Source organism: Brevundimonas sp., assembly GCF_035627475.1.
Lineage (GTDB): Bacteria > Pseudomonadota > Alphaproteobacteria > Caulobacterales > Caulobacteraceae > Brevundimonas.
The window spans coordinates 88,270-100,696 of sequence record NZ_DASPLR010000022.1 but is presented as its reverse complement, the minus strand read 5'-3'; the positions used below and the strand labels follow the sequence as shown (position 1 = coordinate 100,696).

At 69.1% G+C, this 12,427-nt stretch carries 15 protein-coding genes; 5 read left to right on the top strand and 10 right to left on the bottom strand.

Annotated elements, in window-relative coordinates; translation table 11 throughout:
• Positions 1–13: 13 nt before the first annotated feature.
• From VEA62_RS05690 to VEA62_RS05655, 8 genes are all read right to left on the bottom strand, one after another.
• Positions 14–274, bottom strand: coding sequence for a hypothetical protein (locus VEA62_RS05690; RefSeq protein ID WP_324819503.1), 261 nt, complete (start codon positions 272–274; stop codon positions 14–16).
• A 76-nt stretch (positions 275–350) separates the two neighbouring features.
• Positions 351–563, bottom strand: coding sequence for a cold-shock protein (locus VEA62_RS05685; RefSeq protein WP_324819501.1), 213 nt, complete (start codon positions 561–563; stop codon positions 351–353).
• Between the two features lie 223 nt (positions 564–786).
• The gene (locus tag VEA62_RS05680; protein WP_324819499.1) at positions 787–1,398 is read right to left on the bottom strand and encodes a fasciclin domain-containing protein; all 612 of its coding nucleotides are present in this window, start codon (positions 1,396–1,398) and stop codon (positions 787–789) included.
• 205 nt (positions 1,399–1,603) lie between these two features.
• Positions 1,604–1,816 (bottom strand): cold-shock protein, encoded by a 213-nt coding sequence (locus VEA62_RS05675; protein ID WP_168049003.1) that lies wholly within the window; start codon positions 1,814–1,816, stop codon positions 1,604–1,606.
• A 166-nt stretch (positions 1,817–1,982) separates the two neighbouring features.
• Positions 1,983–2,204: a hypothetical protein gene (locus tag VEA62_RS05670; RefSeq protein WP_324819497.1), complete on the bottom strand. Its 222-nt coding sequence runs from the start codon at positions 2,202–2,204 to the stop codon at positions 1,983–1,985.
• Between the two features lie 37 nt (positions 2,205–2,241).
• Positions 2,242–2,955 carry a TorF family putative porin gene (locus tag VEA62_RS05665; RefSeq protein ID WP_324819495.1) on the bottom strand — a complete coding sequence of 238 codons (714 nt, stop codon included), beginning with the start codon at positions 2,953–2,955 and terminating at the stop codon, positions 2,242–2,244.
• A gap of 43 nt (positions 2,956–2,998) precedes the next feature.
• Positions 2,999–3,925: a nitronate monooxygenase family protein gene (locus tag VEA62_RS05660; RefSeq protein WP_324819493.1), complete on the bottom strand. Its 927-nt coding sequence runs from the start codon at positions 3,923–3,925 to the stop codon at positions 2,999–3,001.
• A 64-nt stretch (positions 3,926–3,989) separates the two neighbouring features.
• Positions 3,990–4,553 (bottom strand): energy transducer TonB, encoded by a 564-nt coding sequence (locus tag VEA62_RS05655; protein WP_324819491.1) that lies wholly within the window; start codon positions 4,551–4,553, stop codon positions 3,990–3,992.
• A gap of 73 nt (positions 4,554–4,626) precedes the next feature.
• On the opposite strand from VEA62_RS05655, the gene queF reads away from it, so the two are divergent.
• The 4 genes from queF (at position 4,627) to VEA62_RS05635 (ending at position 8,795) form a co-directional block, all read left to right on the top strand.
• On the top strand, positions 4,627–5,088 hold the full coding sequence (gene queF, locus VEA62_RS05650) for a preQ(1) synthase (RefSeq protein WP_324819489.1): 462 nt from the start codon (positions 4,627–4,629) through the stop codon (positions 5,086–5,088).
• Between the two features lie 5 nt (positions 5,089–5,093).
• Positions 5,094–6,050, top strand: a complete 957-nt coding sequence (locus VEA62_RS05645; protein ID WP_324819487.1) for a hypothetical protein — start codon at positions 5,094–5,096, stop codon at positions 6,048–6,050.
• A 79-nt stretch (positions 6,051–6,129) separates the two neighbouring features.
• Positions 6,130–6,993 carry a DUF817 domain-containing protein gene (locus VEA62_RS05640; RefSeq protein WP_324819485.1) on the top strand — a complete coding sequence of 288 codons (864 nt, stop codon included), beginning with the start codon at positions 6,130–6,132 and terminating at the stop codon, positions 6,991–6,993.
• Between the two features lie 197 nt (positions 6,994–7,190).
• On the top strand, positions 7,191–8,795 hold the full coding sequence (locus VEA62_RS05635; RefSeq protein WP_324819483.1) for an NAD(P)/FAD-dependent oxidoreductase: 1,605 nt from the start codon (positions 7,191–7,193) through the stop codon (positions 8,793–8,795).
• Positions 8,796–8,891: 96 nt separating this feature from the next.
• On the opposite strand, the gene VEA62_RS05630 is transcribed toward VEA62_RS05635, so the two are convergent.
• A complete protein-coding gene (locus tag VEA62_RS05630) occupies positions 8,892–9,269 on the bottom strand; it encodes a response regulator (protein WP_324819481.1) in 378 nt (125 codons plus the stop codon).
• Positions 9,266–10,771: an HWE histidine kinase domain-containing protein gene (locus VEA62_RS05625; protein ID WP_324819479.1), complete on the bottom strand. Its 1,506-nt coding sequence runs from the start codon at positions 10,769–10,771 to the stop codon at positions 9,266–9,268. The genes VEA62_RS05630 and VEA62_RS05625 overlap by 4 nt, the downstream gene beginning before the upstream one ends.
• A gap of 130 nt (positions 10,772–10,901) precedes the next feature.
• Between VEA62_RS05625 and VEA62_RS05620 the strand changes: the two genes are divergently transcribed.
• Complete coding sequence (locus VEA62_RS05620; protein WP_324819477.1) at positions 10,902–12,425, top strand: carboxylesterase/lipase family protein; 1,524 nt, start codon at positions 10,902–10,904, stop codon at positions 12,423–12,425.
• Positions 12,426–12,427 lie beyond the last annotated feature (2 nt).

Below are 12,427 nucleotides of genomic sequence, written 5' to 3'. Positions count from 1 at the left end.
GCGCGGTCGGAGCTCAGGCCGCCTTGCTCGGCAGCGCCGTCTGGTGGCCGGTGGCGGGGACGACCTTCTTCTTCGCCGGGGCGCGGGGCTTCTTGACGGCGGTGGCCGGCGCGGCGGCGCGGCGGGCGGTCTCGGCGTCGATCAGGGGGAGGATCTCGGCGGCGGTGTTCATCTGGACCGCGGAGCCGGTCTCCGACAGCCGGGCCGCGTTGGCGCGCAGGGCCTTGAGGTCGGGATCGCTCATGGCGGGGATCATGTCGGCGAGCGGGGTCATGGCGGGCTCCTGAGGGCGGGAAAGGGTGGTCGGGCCGGCGCCGGAATCGGCGGCCGGCCCTTCCGTCAGTCGGAAACTATTCGGCGGCCTTCAGGCGACCGGCCGATTCCTTGCCCGAGCGCGAGTCGCGCTCGATCTCGTAGGAGACCTTCTGGTTTTCGTTGAGCGAGCCCAGGTCCGAGACCTCGACGGCCGAGGCGTGGACGAACACGTCCTTGCCGCCGTCTTCAGGGGCGATGAAGCCATAGCCCTTGGTGGGATTGTACCATTTCACAGTGCCGGTAGCCATTTTCAGGACCTCCGCTAGCAGTTGACCGCCGGAAGAGGTTCCGGGTCGGCCTGTCGGGTCTGAATGGGATCGGCTTTGGACCTCGGTGCGCGATGCAAAGGGGCAGCAGCGTTTCGCAAGAGATCGACGAGGCCTCAGGTGGGCCCTTTCCCCGCCAATAGCAAGGGCGATGGAAAACGCCCGGGCCGCCGGGAAGGAGGACAGCGGCCCGGGCCGGTCTCCGCTAGTCGGGCATGGAGACCGTGTCGGTGACATGGATGACGCCGTTGGACTGGAATACGTCGGCCTGGGTGACGGTGGCCTCGCCACCCTTTTCGTCGGTCAGGATGACCGCGTTTCCGCGCAGGGAGGCGGTCAGGACACCACCCTCCACGGTAGTCAGGCGGGCGCTTCCGCCGCCGTCCTGGATCTGCTGGATCAGGTCGGCCGCGGCGACCCGACCCGGCACGACGTGATAGGTCAGGATCTTGGTCAGGGTCGCCTTGCTGGCCGGCTCGACGAGGCTTTCGACCGTGCCGGCCGGCAGTTTGGCGAAGGCGGCGTTCGTCGGGGCGAAGACCGTGAACGGGCCGGGGCCCGAGAGGGTCTCGCCCAGGCCGGCGGCCGTCACGGCGGCGACCAGGGTCGTGTGATCAGCGGAATTGGCGGCGTTCTCGACGATGGTCCGGTTCGGATACATCGCAGCCCCGCCGACCATCGGGACATCCTGGGCCGCGGCTTCGGCGGGCGCGGGCGCCGGCGCGGCTTCGGTTTCGGCTGGCGAACAGGCGCCCGCGAGGACGGCGCAGGCGGCGACGCCGGCGACAAGGGCGGTGCGGGTGGCGATGAAGGTCATTGTTGTCTCTCCTGAGCGGCCGTCGTTGCGGCTCGGAGAGAAAGACGACGGAGCGGCGGCGGCGGATCACCGCCGCGGCCACTGGCCACACCCGCGATCCAGATGGGTCTCCGGAGCGTAGGCGCGCGCCGGACAGCAGAACGGCGGCGGACGCTTTCGCACCCGCCGCCGTTCGAAATCATGCGCCGGAGACTGGCGCCTGAAGTCAGCCCTCGGTCTTCAGCTGGCCAGCGGATTCCTTGCCCGAACGCTTGTCGCGCTCGATTTCGTAGGAAACCTTCTGGTTTTCATCCAGGCCGCGCAGGCCCGCCTGTTCGACGGCCGAGATGTGGACGAACACGTCCTTGCCGCCGTCGTCAGGCTGGATGAAGCCGTAGCCCTTGGTGCCGTTGAACCATTTCACAGTGCCGGTAGCCATGTTTAGACCTCCGTTTGGCGTTGGCCTCAGGGAAGAGCCCCTGGAGGCCTGTCGGGTCTAAAAGGAGCGGCTAGACCTCAGTGCGAAAGCAGAGGGATGGCGTTTCGCAGAAAGAGATCGACGAGGCGTTTGTGGACTGTCCCCGCGTCGAAAGCAAGGCGAAGGCTCAGCCGGCGGTCTCGTCCTCGACCGTCTGGTCCGCCGGCGCGACGTAGTGTTCCTGACACAGCTTGCGCAGGGCCGCGCTCAGGGTCGGGCCGTACAGGGAATCCTGGATGCGGTCGAAGCCTTCGGCCGAAAGGGCCTGCTTGATATCGCTGACGGTGCGGCAGCGGCCCTCGCGGGCGAGTTCATAGGCGCGTTCGAGCGTGGTCGGTCTGTGAGTCATGCCCCTAGGTAGGCACGACGGGCGCCGATTGCGAGCCTCAGAAGGCGAAGCTGAGGCCGGCGACCAGACTATCGGCGTATTGCTCGCCCGGAACGTCGGCGTCCGTACCGTACCAGCGCAGCTCGGCCTCGAGATTGCGGGTGAGGGCGTAGTTCAGGCCGATATTGTAGCCGGTGTAGTCGACGCCGGTTTCCTGCTCGCGCCGGCCAATGGCGGCGGAGGCGTAGAGCTTGCCGGTGAAGTCCCAGCCGACCTGCGCCTCGGTCCAGGTCCAGGCCTCGCCGGCGCCGATGGTGTCGGGCGAATACTGCAGGCGGAGGCGGGCGCTGGCGGGGCCGATCGACCGCTTCATGTCGGCCGTGAACTCCCAGGCGTCCTCGTCGGCGCCGGGGTCGGCGTCGACCTGGTATTTGTACGCCGCGCTGAAGTCGAAATCGAAGCCCGCGAGTTCCGGGCGGACGCCGGCGGTCGCCTGCAGCTCCAGTTCCGAGCCGGTCGAGCTCCTGACCGTCTCGAAGGCCGGACCGGCGTAGAACAGGCCGGAGGCGCTTTCCCACTCCGCCTCGCCCCAGACGAAGGGATCGCCGTCGGACTTGGAGGCGTCCTTGGAGCGGTTATCGGTCGCGGCGCCGACCACGAACGACCACGAGCCCGAGGCCGGAACATCCTGGGCCGCGGCGGGCGCGGCGCACGCCAGCAGGGCGCCGGCCAGCAGGGAAGGGACGGCGGCGGTCGTCAGGGTGCGGATCATCGGTGGTCGCTTCGATCTGGCCAGGGCCCGGTGTCGGGCGGGTCTAGAACCGCTTCTTGTCGAAAACGGCGCAGGCCTCCGCATATTCGTCCCGCAGCCGGCGGACAAGGTCCGCCGTCGGAAGGATATCGTGGACAGCCCCGGCGCCCTGACCGGCCGACCAGACGGTCTTCCAGGCCTTGGCCTCGTCGGCCATGTCGAGCTTGTGTTCGGGCAAGGTCTTGGGGTCGATGCCGTTCTCGACCAGCGACGGGGTGAGGAAGTTGGCCGGGATGCCCGAGACCGCCGGGGTGTAGGTGATGTCGGCCGAGCCGGCCTCTACGATCATCTCCTTGTAGTGGGTCTGGGCCTGGCTCTCGGTCGTGGCGATGAAGCGGGTGCCCATATAGGCGAAGTCGGCGCCCATCATGGTCGCGGCGGCGACGTCGCGGCCGGTCGACAGGCAGCCGGACAGGATGATGGTCCCGTCGAAGAAGGTCCGCACCTCCTCGACCAGGGCGAAGGGATTGACCACGCCCGCGTGACCGCCGGCCCCGTTGGCGACGAGGATCAGGCCGTCGACTCCAGCCTGGGCCGCCTTGCGGGCGTGGCGGACGTTGGCGATGTCGTGGAAGACCACGCCGCCGTAGCCGTGCACCGCCTCGACCACGTCGCGCACGGCGCCGAGCGAGGTGATGATCAGCGGCACCTTCTCCTCCACGGAGACCATCATGTCGGCCATCAGGCGCGGGTTGGTCGGGTGGACGATGTGGTTGACGCCGAAGGCGGCGGCGTCGGGGTTCAGCCGGCCTTTGATGTCGTGCAGCCACTCCCGATAGCCCTCGGTGGTGCGCTGGTTCAGGGACGGGAAGGTGCCGATGACGCCGGCATTGCAGCACTCGACCACCAGATCCGGGCCGGAGACGAGGAACATCGGCGCGGCGATCACCGGCAGCGTCAGTCCCTTTTGCAGCGATGCCGGAATGGCCATGAGATGCTTCCCCGTTGTCTTTCGCTACGGATAGCGGGGTGTCGCGGCGGAAGGCAAATGGAACTCAGCGCCGCGGCGGCGGGGGCGGCAGGGGCGGCGGGGGGAGAGGCTCGGGCTCGGGCGGCAGCATGTAGCGGACGGTAAAGGTCACCCGGGCGTTCTCGGCGGCGCCGTCGACGGTGCGGGGCGAGACGCGGGCCTGGATCGTCGCGGCCAGGGCCGATTCCGCGAAGCCGAGGCCCGGTGGCGATTCATTGCGGACGACGCAGTCGTTCAGGCGGCCATTCGGCAGGACGATGCAGGACAGGGTGACACGCCCGGACTCCACGCCGGCGGCGATGGCCGGCCGGGGGTATTCCGGAGCGGGCGACCGCACCCAGGCCGGATTGGTGATCATCGACGGGCGTGGCGGCGGCGATCCACCGGGCCGGACGACGACCGGCGGGCCGATGATGTCCGGCGGCCGGGTCACGATCCGGTCCTCGCGTTGCGTAGGAGGGATGGGGAGGGGCGGCGGGACCGCGACCGGCGGCGCCTGCTGCGCCACGGCCGGCAAGGCCCCGGCAAGGCCGGCGGCGGCGACGGAAGCGCCGAGGGCGAGCCTCAGGCTTTGAAATGGCTTCCGCATCGCCGTATGTCCCCCTCTACGATCCCATTCATGCCCCGGCCGCCCGCGCGTCCGCAAGTTGAAAACAGCTGTCATGACTACCGACACTTCCGGCCTGCACCAGCTCGGCCAGATGACCGCCGCGCCGACCAGCCCGGAGACCGCCGTGCTGGAGCGGGTGCCCAACCCGCACGCGGGGACGCTGTACCTGACCCGGTTCACGGCGCCGGAGTTCACGAGCCTGTGCCCGGTGACCGGCCAGCCCGACTTCGCCCACATCGTCATCGACTATGCGCCGGGCGAGTGGCTGGTCGAGAGCAAGAGCCTGAAGCTGTACCTGACCAGCTTCCGCAACCACGGCGCCTTCCACGAGGATTGCACCGTGGCCATCGGCAAGCGGCTGGTGGATCTGCTGGCGCCGAAATGGCTGCGCATCGGCGGCTACTGGTATCCGCGCGGGGGCATTCCGATCGACGTGTTCTGGCAGACCGGACCGGCGCCCGAGGGGCTGTGGCTGCCGGACCAGGGTGTGCCGACGTACCGCGGGCGGGGTTAGAAGCCATGCGGGGGGCGGCCATCCTGGCGCTGGGCGCCGCCCTTCTTGCTGGTTGCGACCGGATTCATGCCCCCGCAGAGGGTGGCGAGCCGACCCGAGCCGCGGCCTGCGATCCAGACAGCGAAGACTGTCGCGGCGAGGCGGGACGTATCGCGACGGCCGCCGCCTTTACCGAGGAGGACTTCGGCATCGTTGCGACCTTCCCGGCCGGCGCCGGGGTCTGTCCTGTGTTCAGCGGCGATGCGGTGCGGGGCTATTTTACCCGCGTCGGCCTCGAGCGCTTCGACTGTCTCGGCCAACATGTGGAAGCGGCGGGGTCGTCCTATGGCGTTCGCGCGTCCTGGAACCCGGCGTTCGAGCCGACGCTGGACGCCGTCAGGGGGGCGGATCGGTCGTGTCGGCAGGACGACCGGTTCAATCGCGGCGCGGACGGACGGCCATTTGCAATCCGGGGGCTGGAGTCCCGAGCCTGCGTGAGCCGCGAGCCGGATGGCCGCATCCTGATCGACGTTGAGGCCGCGGCCGGTCGATGGGATGGCGTTGGCCAGGAGGAGGCCGATACGCCCAAGGCCATCTATACCGCCTGGCTGTTGACGAGCGAGGAGAGCTGGACGCGGGACAGGGCGCTGTTCGGGGCGTTCCTGGACTGGCTGATCGCGGCCCCGGAGGACAACGCGGACTGCTTCTGGCAGAGGGGGCGACTGACCGCGACGAACGGCTCACCGGGGGTGCGCATCTTTCTGGCGACGGGGCGAGTTCTGGGCGTGACCTCGCCGTCTGGCGACGAGGGGCCGGACGTTCTGCCAGCCGAGGCGATGGCGGCCCTGAAGAGCCGGGGAGACGCGTTCTCGACAAACGTAAGCGGCGATTGGCTGGTCTGCGCGCTCGCACCCGATCGCCCCGGCCAGATGCGCCCAGTCCGGGTGATCGACGCGCGCGACATGCGGGCGACGGAACGCTGATCGTCTTGTTGGTCGCGGTCTCACTGATTCCTCACCAGCGGCTCAGGACAGCCGCGGGTCCCGGCGCTAGCCTGACCGAATGACCGAACCGCGCCGACTTCCACTCGAGATCTGGGGCCGGCATTGGCTGGAGCGGCTGCAGAGGTGGTCGGACCGGCGGGCCTGGAGCCGGTTCGGATTCGAGTTCCTGATGTTCGGGATCAAGCAGGGCTGGGCCTGCCTGTTCGGCGGAGCCATGCTGGCGCTGCTGCTGGGCACCCATTTCTGGTTCCCCGAGCAGGCGCCGATCGCGCGCTACGACTTTCTCGTGCTGGGGGCGGTGACGATCCAGGCGGCGATGCTGGGGCTCAAGCTGGAGAGCTGGGAGGAGGCGAGGGTGATCCTCGTCTTCCACCTGGTCGGGACGATCATGGAGCTGTTCAAGACGGCGGCCGGGTCGTGGATCTATCCCGAACCTTCGCTGCTGAGGATCGGCGAGGTGCCGCTGTTCTCGGGCTTCATGTACGCGGCGGTGGGCAGCTACATCGCACGCATCTGGCGCATCTTCGACATCCGGTTCCGTTGCTATCCGCCGCTGTGGACGACCTGGGTGCTCGCGGCGGCCATCTATGTGAACTTCTTCGCCCATCACTGGCTGCCGGACGTGCGGCTGGGGCTGTTCGCCCTGACGGCGGTGCTGTTCGGGCGGGGGTGGTTCTATTTCACCCCGGACCGGCGGCGGCGCTCGATGCCGTTCCTGTTGGGGTTCCTGCTGGTGGCGCTGTTCATCTGGTTCGCGGAGAATTTGGGGACCTGGGCCAATGCATGGATCTATCCGGGGCAGGACGACGGCTGGGAGCCGGTGTCGCTCGCCAAGCTGGGCAGCTGGTTCCTGCTGATGATGATCAGCGTGGTGCTGGTATCGCTGGTGCATCGGCCGGAGGAAGAGCCGCAAGCTCAATAGTTTTCGTCATCCTGCGGCGAGCGCAGCGAGACCGGGGGATCCAGCGGCGCCGAAGGCGATCTGTTCAGGCAGGCTGTCGTGAATAGCGACGCATCGACAGTGTCGCGCTCTCGCGCGCCGCTGGGTCCCCCGGTCGCGGCGCTGAAGCGCCTTGCCGGAGGATGACGATAGCTTAGAGGGGATTCACGGAGGGCCGCATGACAACCACCACGACCGACGTCGTCATCCTCGGCGGGGGCCATAACGGGCTCGTCTGCGCCTTCTATCTGGCGAGGGCCGGGCTGAAGGTGACCGTGCTGGAGCGGCGGCACGTGGTCGGCGGGGCGGCGGTGACGGAGGAGTTCCATCCCGGCTTCCGCAACTCGACCGCCAGCTACACCGTCAGCCTGCTGAATCCGAAGGTGATCGCCGACATGGCGCTGGCCCGGCACGGGCTGACGGTAGTCGAGCGCAAGGTCTCCAACTTCCTGCCGCTGGACGATGGCCGCCATCTGCTGGCGGGCGAGGGACGGACGCGGGGCGAGGTGGCGAAATTCTCGACGCGGGATGCGGAGCGGCTGCCGGAGTATGAGCGGCGGCTGGAGGTGGTGGCGGGGGTGCTGCGCGACTGGATCCTGAAGGCGCCGCCGAACATGGTCGAAGGCGGCTGGATGGCCATGCTGCCGGAGCTGCTGAAGGCCGGGGGGCTGGGGCGGCGGGCGGCGGGGCTGGATACGCAGGGGCGGCGCGACCTGCTTGATCTGTTCGCCAAGTCGGCGGGCGACTGGCTGGACGGCTGGTTCGAGAGCGATCCGATCAAGGCCCTGTTCGGCTTTGACAGCGTGGTCGGCAACTACGCCAGTCCGTACACCCCCGGCTCGGCCTATGTGCTGCTGCACCATGTGTTCGGCGAGGTGAACGGGCGCAAGGGCGTCTGGGGCCACGCGCTGGGCGGCATGGGGGCGATCACCCAGGCGATGGCCGCTGCCTGCGCGGAACAGGGCGTCGAGGTGCGGCTGGAGGCGCCGGTCGCCGAGGTGCTGACGGAGAAGGGCCGGGCCGTGGGGGCGGTGACCGAGGCGGGTGACGTGGTGCGGGCCCGGGCGGTGGTGTCCAACCTGCATCCGCGGCTGCTGTTCGAGAGGCTGGTGGACGACGCGGTCGTGCCGGCCGACTTCCGCGAGCGGATCGGGAACTATCAGTCGGGGTCGGGCACCTTCCGGATGAACGTGGCGCTGTCTGAGCTGCCGAATTTCACGGCCCTGCCGGGGCAGGGCGATCACCTGACGGCGGGCATCATCATGGCCCCGTCGCTGGCCTATATGGACCGGGCCCATGCCGAGGCGCGGCTGAACGGCTGGTCGTCGAAGCCGATCGTGGAGATGCTGATCCCCTCGACCCTGGACGACAGCCTGGCGCCGCCGGGACAGCACGTCGCCAGCCTGTTCTGCCAGCACGTCGATCCGGCGCTGGGCGACGAGCATCGCGAGACGGTGGCGGACCTGATGATCGAGACGGTCGAGGCGCATGCGCCGGGCTTCAGGGCGTCGGTGGTCGGGCGGCTGGCGCTGGGGCCGCGCGACCTGGAGCGGCGCTTCGGCCTGGTCGGCGGCGACATCTTCCACGGGAGGCTGACGCTGGATCAGTTGTTCAGCGCGAGACCCGTCCTGGGGCACGCGGATCACCGGATGCCGGTTCCGGGGCTCTACCTGTGCGGATCGGGGGCGCACCCCGGCGGCGGGGTGACCGGCGCGCCGGGTCACAATGCGGCAAGGGCGGTGGTGAGGGATCTGGGAAGGCAGGCAGTAGGCAGTAGGCAGTAGGCAGTAGGCGGGAGGCGGGAGGGGAAGGTTCGTGGGCTGACGCGACGGGGGCGCGGTCGCGCTACTGCCTACTGCCTATTCCCTACTGCCTGTCCTTCAGACGTCCGCCAGCCCCATGGCCTTCATCAGGGCGTCGCGGACGGCGGCTTCGGTGAAGGGCTTCTGCAGGGTCGGCTGCCCGCGCCATTCGTCGGGCAGGCCGCCTTCGCCATAGCCGGTCGAGAAGATGAAGGGGACGCCGCGGTCCTTCAGCGCCTGGGCGACCGGGAAGACCTGGCGGCCGGCGACGTTGACGTCGAGCAGGGCGGCGTCGACGGGTTCGCCGCCGCTGGCCATCTGCAGACCCTCGTCGACGGTGGCGGCCGGCCCGACCGGGATGCAACCCATGTCCTCGAGTATGGTCTCCAGCAGCATGGCCACCAGGGATTCATCTTCGACGATCAGCACGCGGCGGCCCGCAAACGCCTGGCTCATGAACCCTGCTCCCTGTCCAACGGAATTGAGAATGTCGCGGCGAATCCGTCGCCTGCGTAATGGAGTTCGACCTCTCCGGCCAGATCGTGCCGCACGCTGCGCTCGATCAGGCGGCTGCCGAATCCCTTTCGGACGGGCTGGCTCACGGCGGGTCCGCCGATCTCGCGCCAGACCAGCTGGAGCCGCGGACGCGTCTGGTCGGCAAGGCTCCAGTCGACGAGGACGCGGCCGTCGGGGGCCGAGAGGGCTCCGTATTTGGCGGCGTTGGTGGCCAGCTCGTGGAAGATCATGCCCAGCGACAGGGCGGCCGCCGGGGCGAGGCCGACGCGCGGGCCGTTGACCGAAACGCGATGGCTGCCGTGCGCCTCGGTCTCGTGCTGCAGGATGTCGCCCAGATCGGCGCCCTCCCAGTGGCTGCGGGTCAGCAGGTCGTGGGTGTGCGACAGGGCCAGCAGCCGGGCCTGGAAGCCTTCGGCGAAGGTCAGGGGATCGGCGTGCGACCGGGCCGTCTGCATGGCGATCGACTGGACCGTGGCCAGGGTGTTCTTCACGCGATGGTTCAGCTCGTCGATCATCAGCTTCTGCCGCTCGGTGGAGCGGACGGCGTCGGTGACGTCGTGACCCTGGACGAAGATGCCGACGACGGCGCCCGAGGCGTCGCGGATCGGCTGGTAGATGAAGTTGAGATAGACGGTCTCCAGCAGGGCGCCGGGGGAGCGCTGCAGCTGGACCAGGCTGGCCCGGCCCTCGTGGGGTTCGCCCGTCGCGTAGACGCTGTCCAGGAACTCGTAATAGCCCTGGCCGACCACCTCGGGCAGGGCTTCGCGGATCGGTTTTCCGGTGATGTCGCGGTGGCCGATCAGCTGCGCATAGGCGGCGTTGTGCATCTGAAAGACATGGTCCGGCCCGGTGAGGACGGCGACGAAGCCGGGGGCCTGCATGAACATGTCGATCAGGCGGTTGCGCTCACCCTCGAGGCGGCGGTTGTCTTCCTGCACCTGTTCGGCGCGGCCGAGGACCGCCCCGCCCAGCATGATGTCGAGGGCGCTGGCCCGCTCGGACAGGACCCGGCCCTCCCTCAGCCTCTGCAGCTCGGTGATGTCGGTGGTGTGCTGGAGGATGAAGACGACCTCTCCGGCCTCGTCGAGCATCGGCGTATGGGTGGCGCTCCAGTAGCGATCCTCGAAGGCCTGGCTGCCGTCGTCGAGCCGCTTCGCCATCGAGAATTTCACCAGCGGCAGGTGATCGCGCTGGCGGGTGTCGCGGGCGCGCTCCAGCGAGGCCTGGACCTGGCGGACGTTCTCGGGCGCTTCGGAGCCGGGGCCGGAGTCAAAGGCCGAGAACAGGGGGCGGCCGATGATCGCGTCGCGGGTGCTGTTGGTGACGTCGAAATAGGCCTGGTTGGCGCCGGCGATGCGGAGATCGGGCGTGAGCAGCACATAGGGATTGGGCGAGGCGTCGAACGCGCTCGCCAGATCGACCGTCAGGCCGCCCGATTTCACCAGTTCCTTCAAACCCGTCCCCACCGTGCCCGGTCGCTGTAACGCATTGGGCGCAAATCGGTTTCATCAAAATCGCCGCCATGTCGATTTGCATTTGGGTGTGAACGGCGGGCGCCGCTAGTCTGACCTCATGTCGATGGTTTCGTTTCTGGCTGCGGCGCTTCTGATGATCTCACTGGCTGGCCCCACGGACCCCATGCCCCGCGCGGCGGTGGAGCAGGGGACGCTGATCGGCCGCGAGGCGGACGGGGTGCGCAGCTTCAAGGGCGTGCCTTATGCACGGCCTCCGGTCGGCGGTCTGCGCTGGCGACCGCCGCAGCCGGCGGGGCCTTGGGGGGAGCGGGACGCGGGACAGGTCGGCCCCATCTGCGTCCAGCCACCCGGCAACGGCGACAATGGCGTGGGCCCCCTGCCGATGAGCGAGGACTGCCTGACGCTGAACGTCTGGGCGCCGGCGCAGAGCGAGGGTCCGCTCCCGGTGATGTTCTGGATTCACGGCGGCGGGCTGAACAACGGCTCGGGCACGGCGGCGCTGTACGACGGGACCCGGCTGGCGAAGCGCGGCGTGGTGGTGGTGACGGTCAACTACCGCCTCGGCCGGCTGGGGTTCTTCGATCATCCGGCGCTGGCGGCGGAGCGGGCTCCGGGAGCGCCGGCGGCGAACTATGGCCTGATGGATGTCATCGCGGCCCTGCGCTGGGTGCGGGAGAATGCGGCGGCGTTTGGCGGCGATCCGGACAATGTCACCGTCTTCGGCGAGTCGGCCGGCGGGGCGCTGGTGACGCGGTTGATGATCTCGGACGCCGGGCGGGGGCTGTTTCACCGGGCGGTGGTGCAGTCGGGCCTCGGCCGCGACGAGGGCACGCCGCTGGACGGCCCGCGACGGGACGGCGGACCGTCGATGCGGACGAGGGGAGAGGCCTTCGCCGCCGCCCACGGGGCCGCCACGGCGGAGCAGCTGCGCGCCGTTCCCGCGGAGACCTTTCTCCAACCGGCGCCGAATTTCTACGGCGGCGACCTGCTGGTGAAGGACGGACTGTACGTCGCCGATGATGTCGAGGCCGCCTTCGCCGCCGGGCGGGAGGCGCCCGTGCCGCTGATCATCGGCGCCAACAGCGCGGAGTTCTGGTGGATGAAGCCGTCCGACCTGAGCCCGTACGGAGCCATCGACGATGCGATGACGGAGGCGGAGCGGGCGGCGTTTCTCGCGGCCTATGGCGGGCAGGAGGGTTACGACCAGTTCGTGCTCAGCGACCTGGTGTTCAACGAGCCGGCGCGTCATCTGGCGCGGCTGCACGCGGGCAACGGCCATCCGACGTATCTGTATCGGTTCGACGTGGTCTCGGCGGCGATGCCGGAGCCGCACGCGGGAGCGACCCATGCGTCGGAGCGGCAGTACGTCTTCGACAACCTTACGGCTTCGCCGTGGCCGACGACGGCGATGGACCAGCGGCAGGCGGACGCCATAGCCGCCTACTGGACGACCTTCGCGGCAAAGGGAAATCCGAACGGGGGCGAGCGGCCGGCGTGGCCGGAGTTCGGGGCCGAGCCGGACCGACTGCTGGAGTTCACCAACGACGGGCCGGTGGCCAGGACGGTCCCGTTCGGCGACCGGCTGGACCTGATCGAGGCCTATTACGCGCGGGTGCGCTGAGG

Coding starts and splice junctions, on each gene's coding strand:
- VEA62_RS05640 (WP_324819485.1), top strand. CDS start 6,130: ATGACCGAACCGCGCCGACTTCCACTCGAGATCTGGGGCCGGCATTGG.
- VEA62_RS05635 (WP_324819483.1), top strand. CDS start 7,191: ATGACAACCACCACGACCGACGTCGTCATCCTCGGCGGGGGCCATAAC.
- VEA62_RS05630 (WP_324819481.1), bottom strand. CDS start 9,269: ATGAGCCAGGCGTTTGCGGGCCGCCGCGTGCTGATCGTCGAAGATGAA.
- VEA62_RS05670 (WP_324819497.1), bottom strand. CDS start 2,204: ATGACTCACAGACCGACCACGCTCGAACGCGCCTATGAACTCGCCCGC.
- VEA62_RS05690 (WP_324819503.1), bottom strand. CDS start 274: ATGACCCCGCTCGCCGACATGATCCCCGCCATGAGCGATCCCGACCTC.
- VEA62_RS05660 (WP_324819493.1), bottom strand. CDS start 3,925: ATGGCCATTCCGGCATCGCTGCAAAAGGGACTGACGCTGCCGGTGATC.
- VEA62_RS05665 (WP_324819495.1), bottom strand. CDS start 2,955: ATGATCCGCACCCTGACGACCGCCGCCGTCCCTTCCCTGCTGGCCGGC.
- queF (WP_324819489.1), top strand. CDS start 4,627: ATGACTACCGACACTTCCGGCCTGCACCAGCTCGGCCAGATGACCGCC.
- VEA62_RS05645 (WP_324819487.1), top strand. CDS start 5,094: ATGCGGGGGGCGGCCATCCTGGCGCTGGGCGCCGCCCTTCTTGCTGGT.
- VEA62_RS05655 (WP_324819491.1), bottom strand. CDS start 4,553: ATGCGGAAGCCATTTCAAAGCCTGAGGCTCGCCCTCGGCGCTTCCGTC.
- VEA62_RS05675 (WP_168049003.1), bottom strand. CDS start 1,816: ATGGCTACCGGCACTGTGAAATGGTTCAACGGCACCAAGGGCTACGGC.
- VEA62_RS05620 (WP_324819477.1), top strand. CDS start 10,902: ATGTCGATGGTTTCGTTTCTGGCTGCGGCGCTTCTGATGATCTCACTG.
- VEA62_RS05685 (WP_324819501.1), bottom strand. CDS start 563: ATGGCTACCGGCACTGTGAAATGGTACAATCCCACCAAGGGCTATGGC.
- VEA62_RS05680 (WP_324819499.1), bottom strand. CDS start 1,398: ATGACCTTCATCGCCACCCGCACCGCCCTTGTCGCCGGCGTCGCCGCC.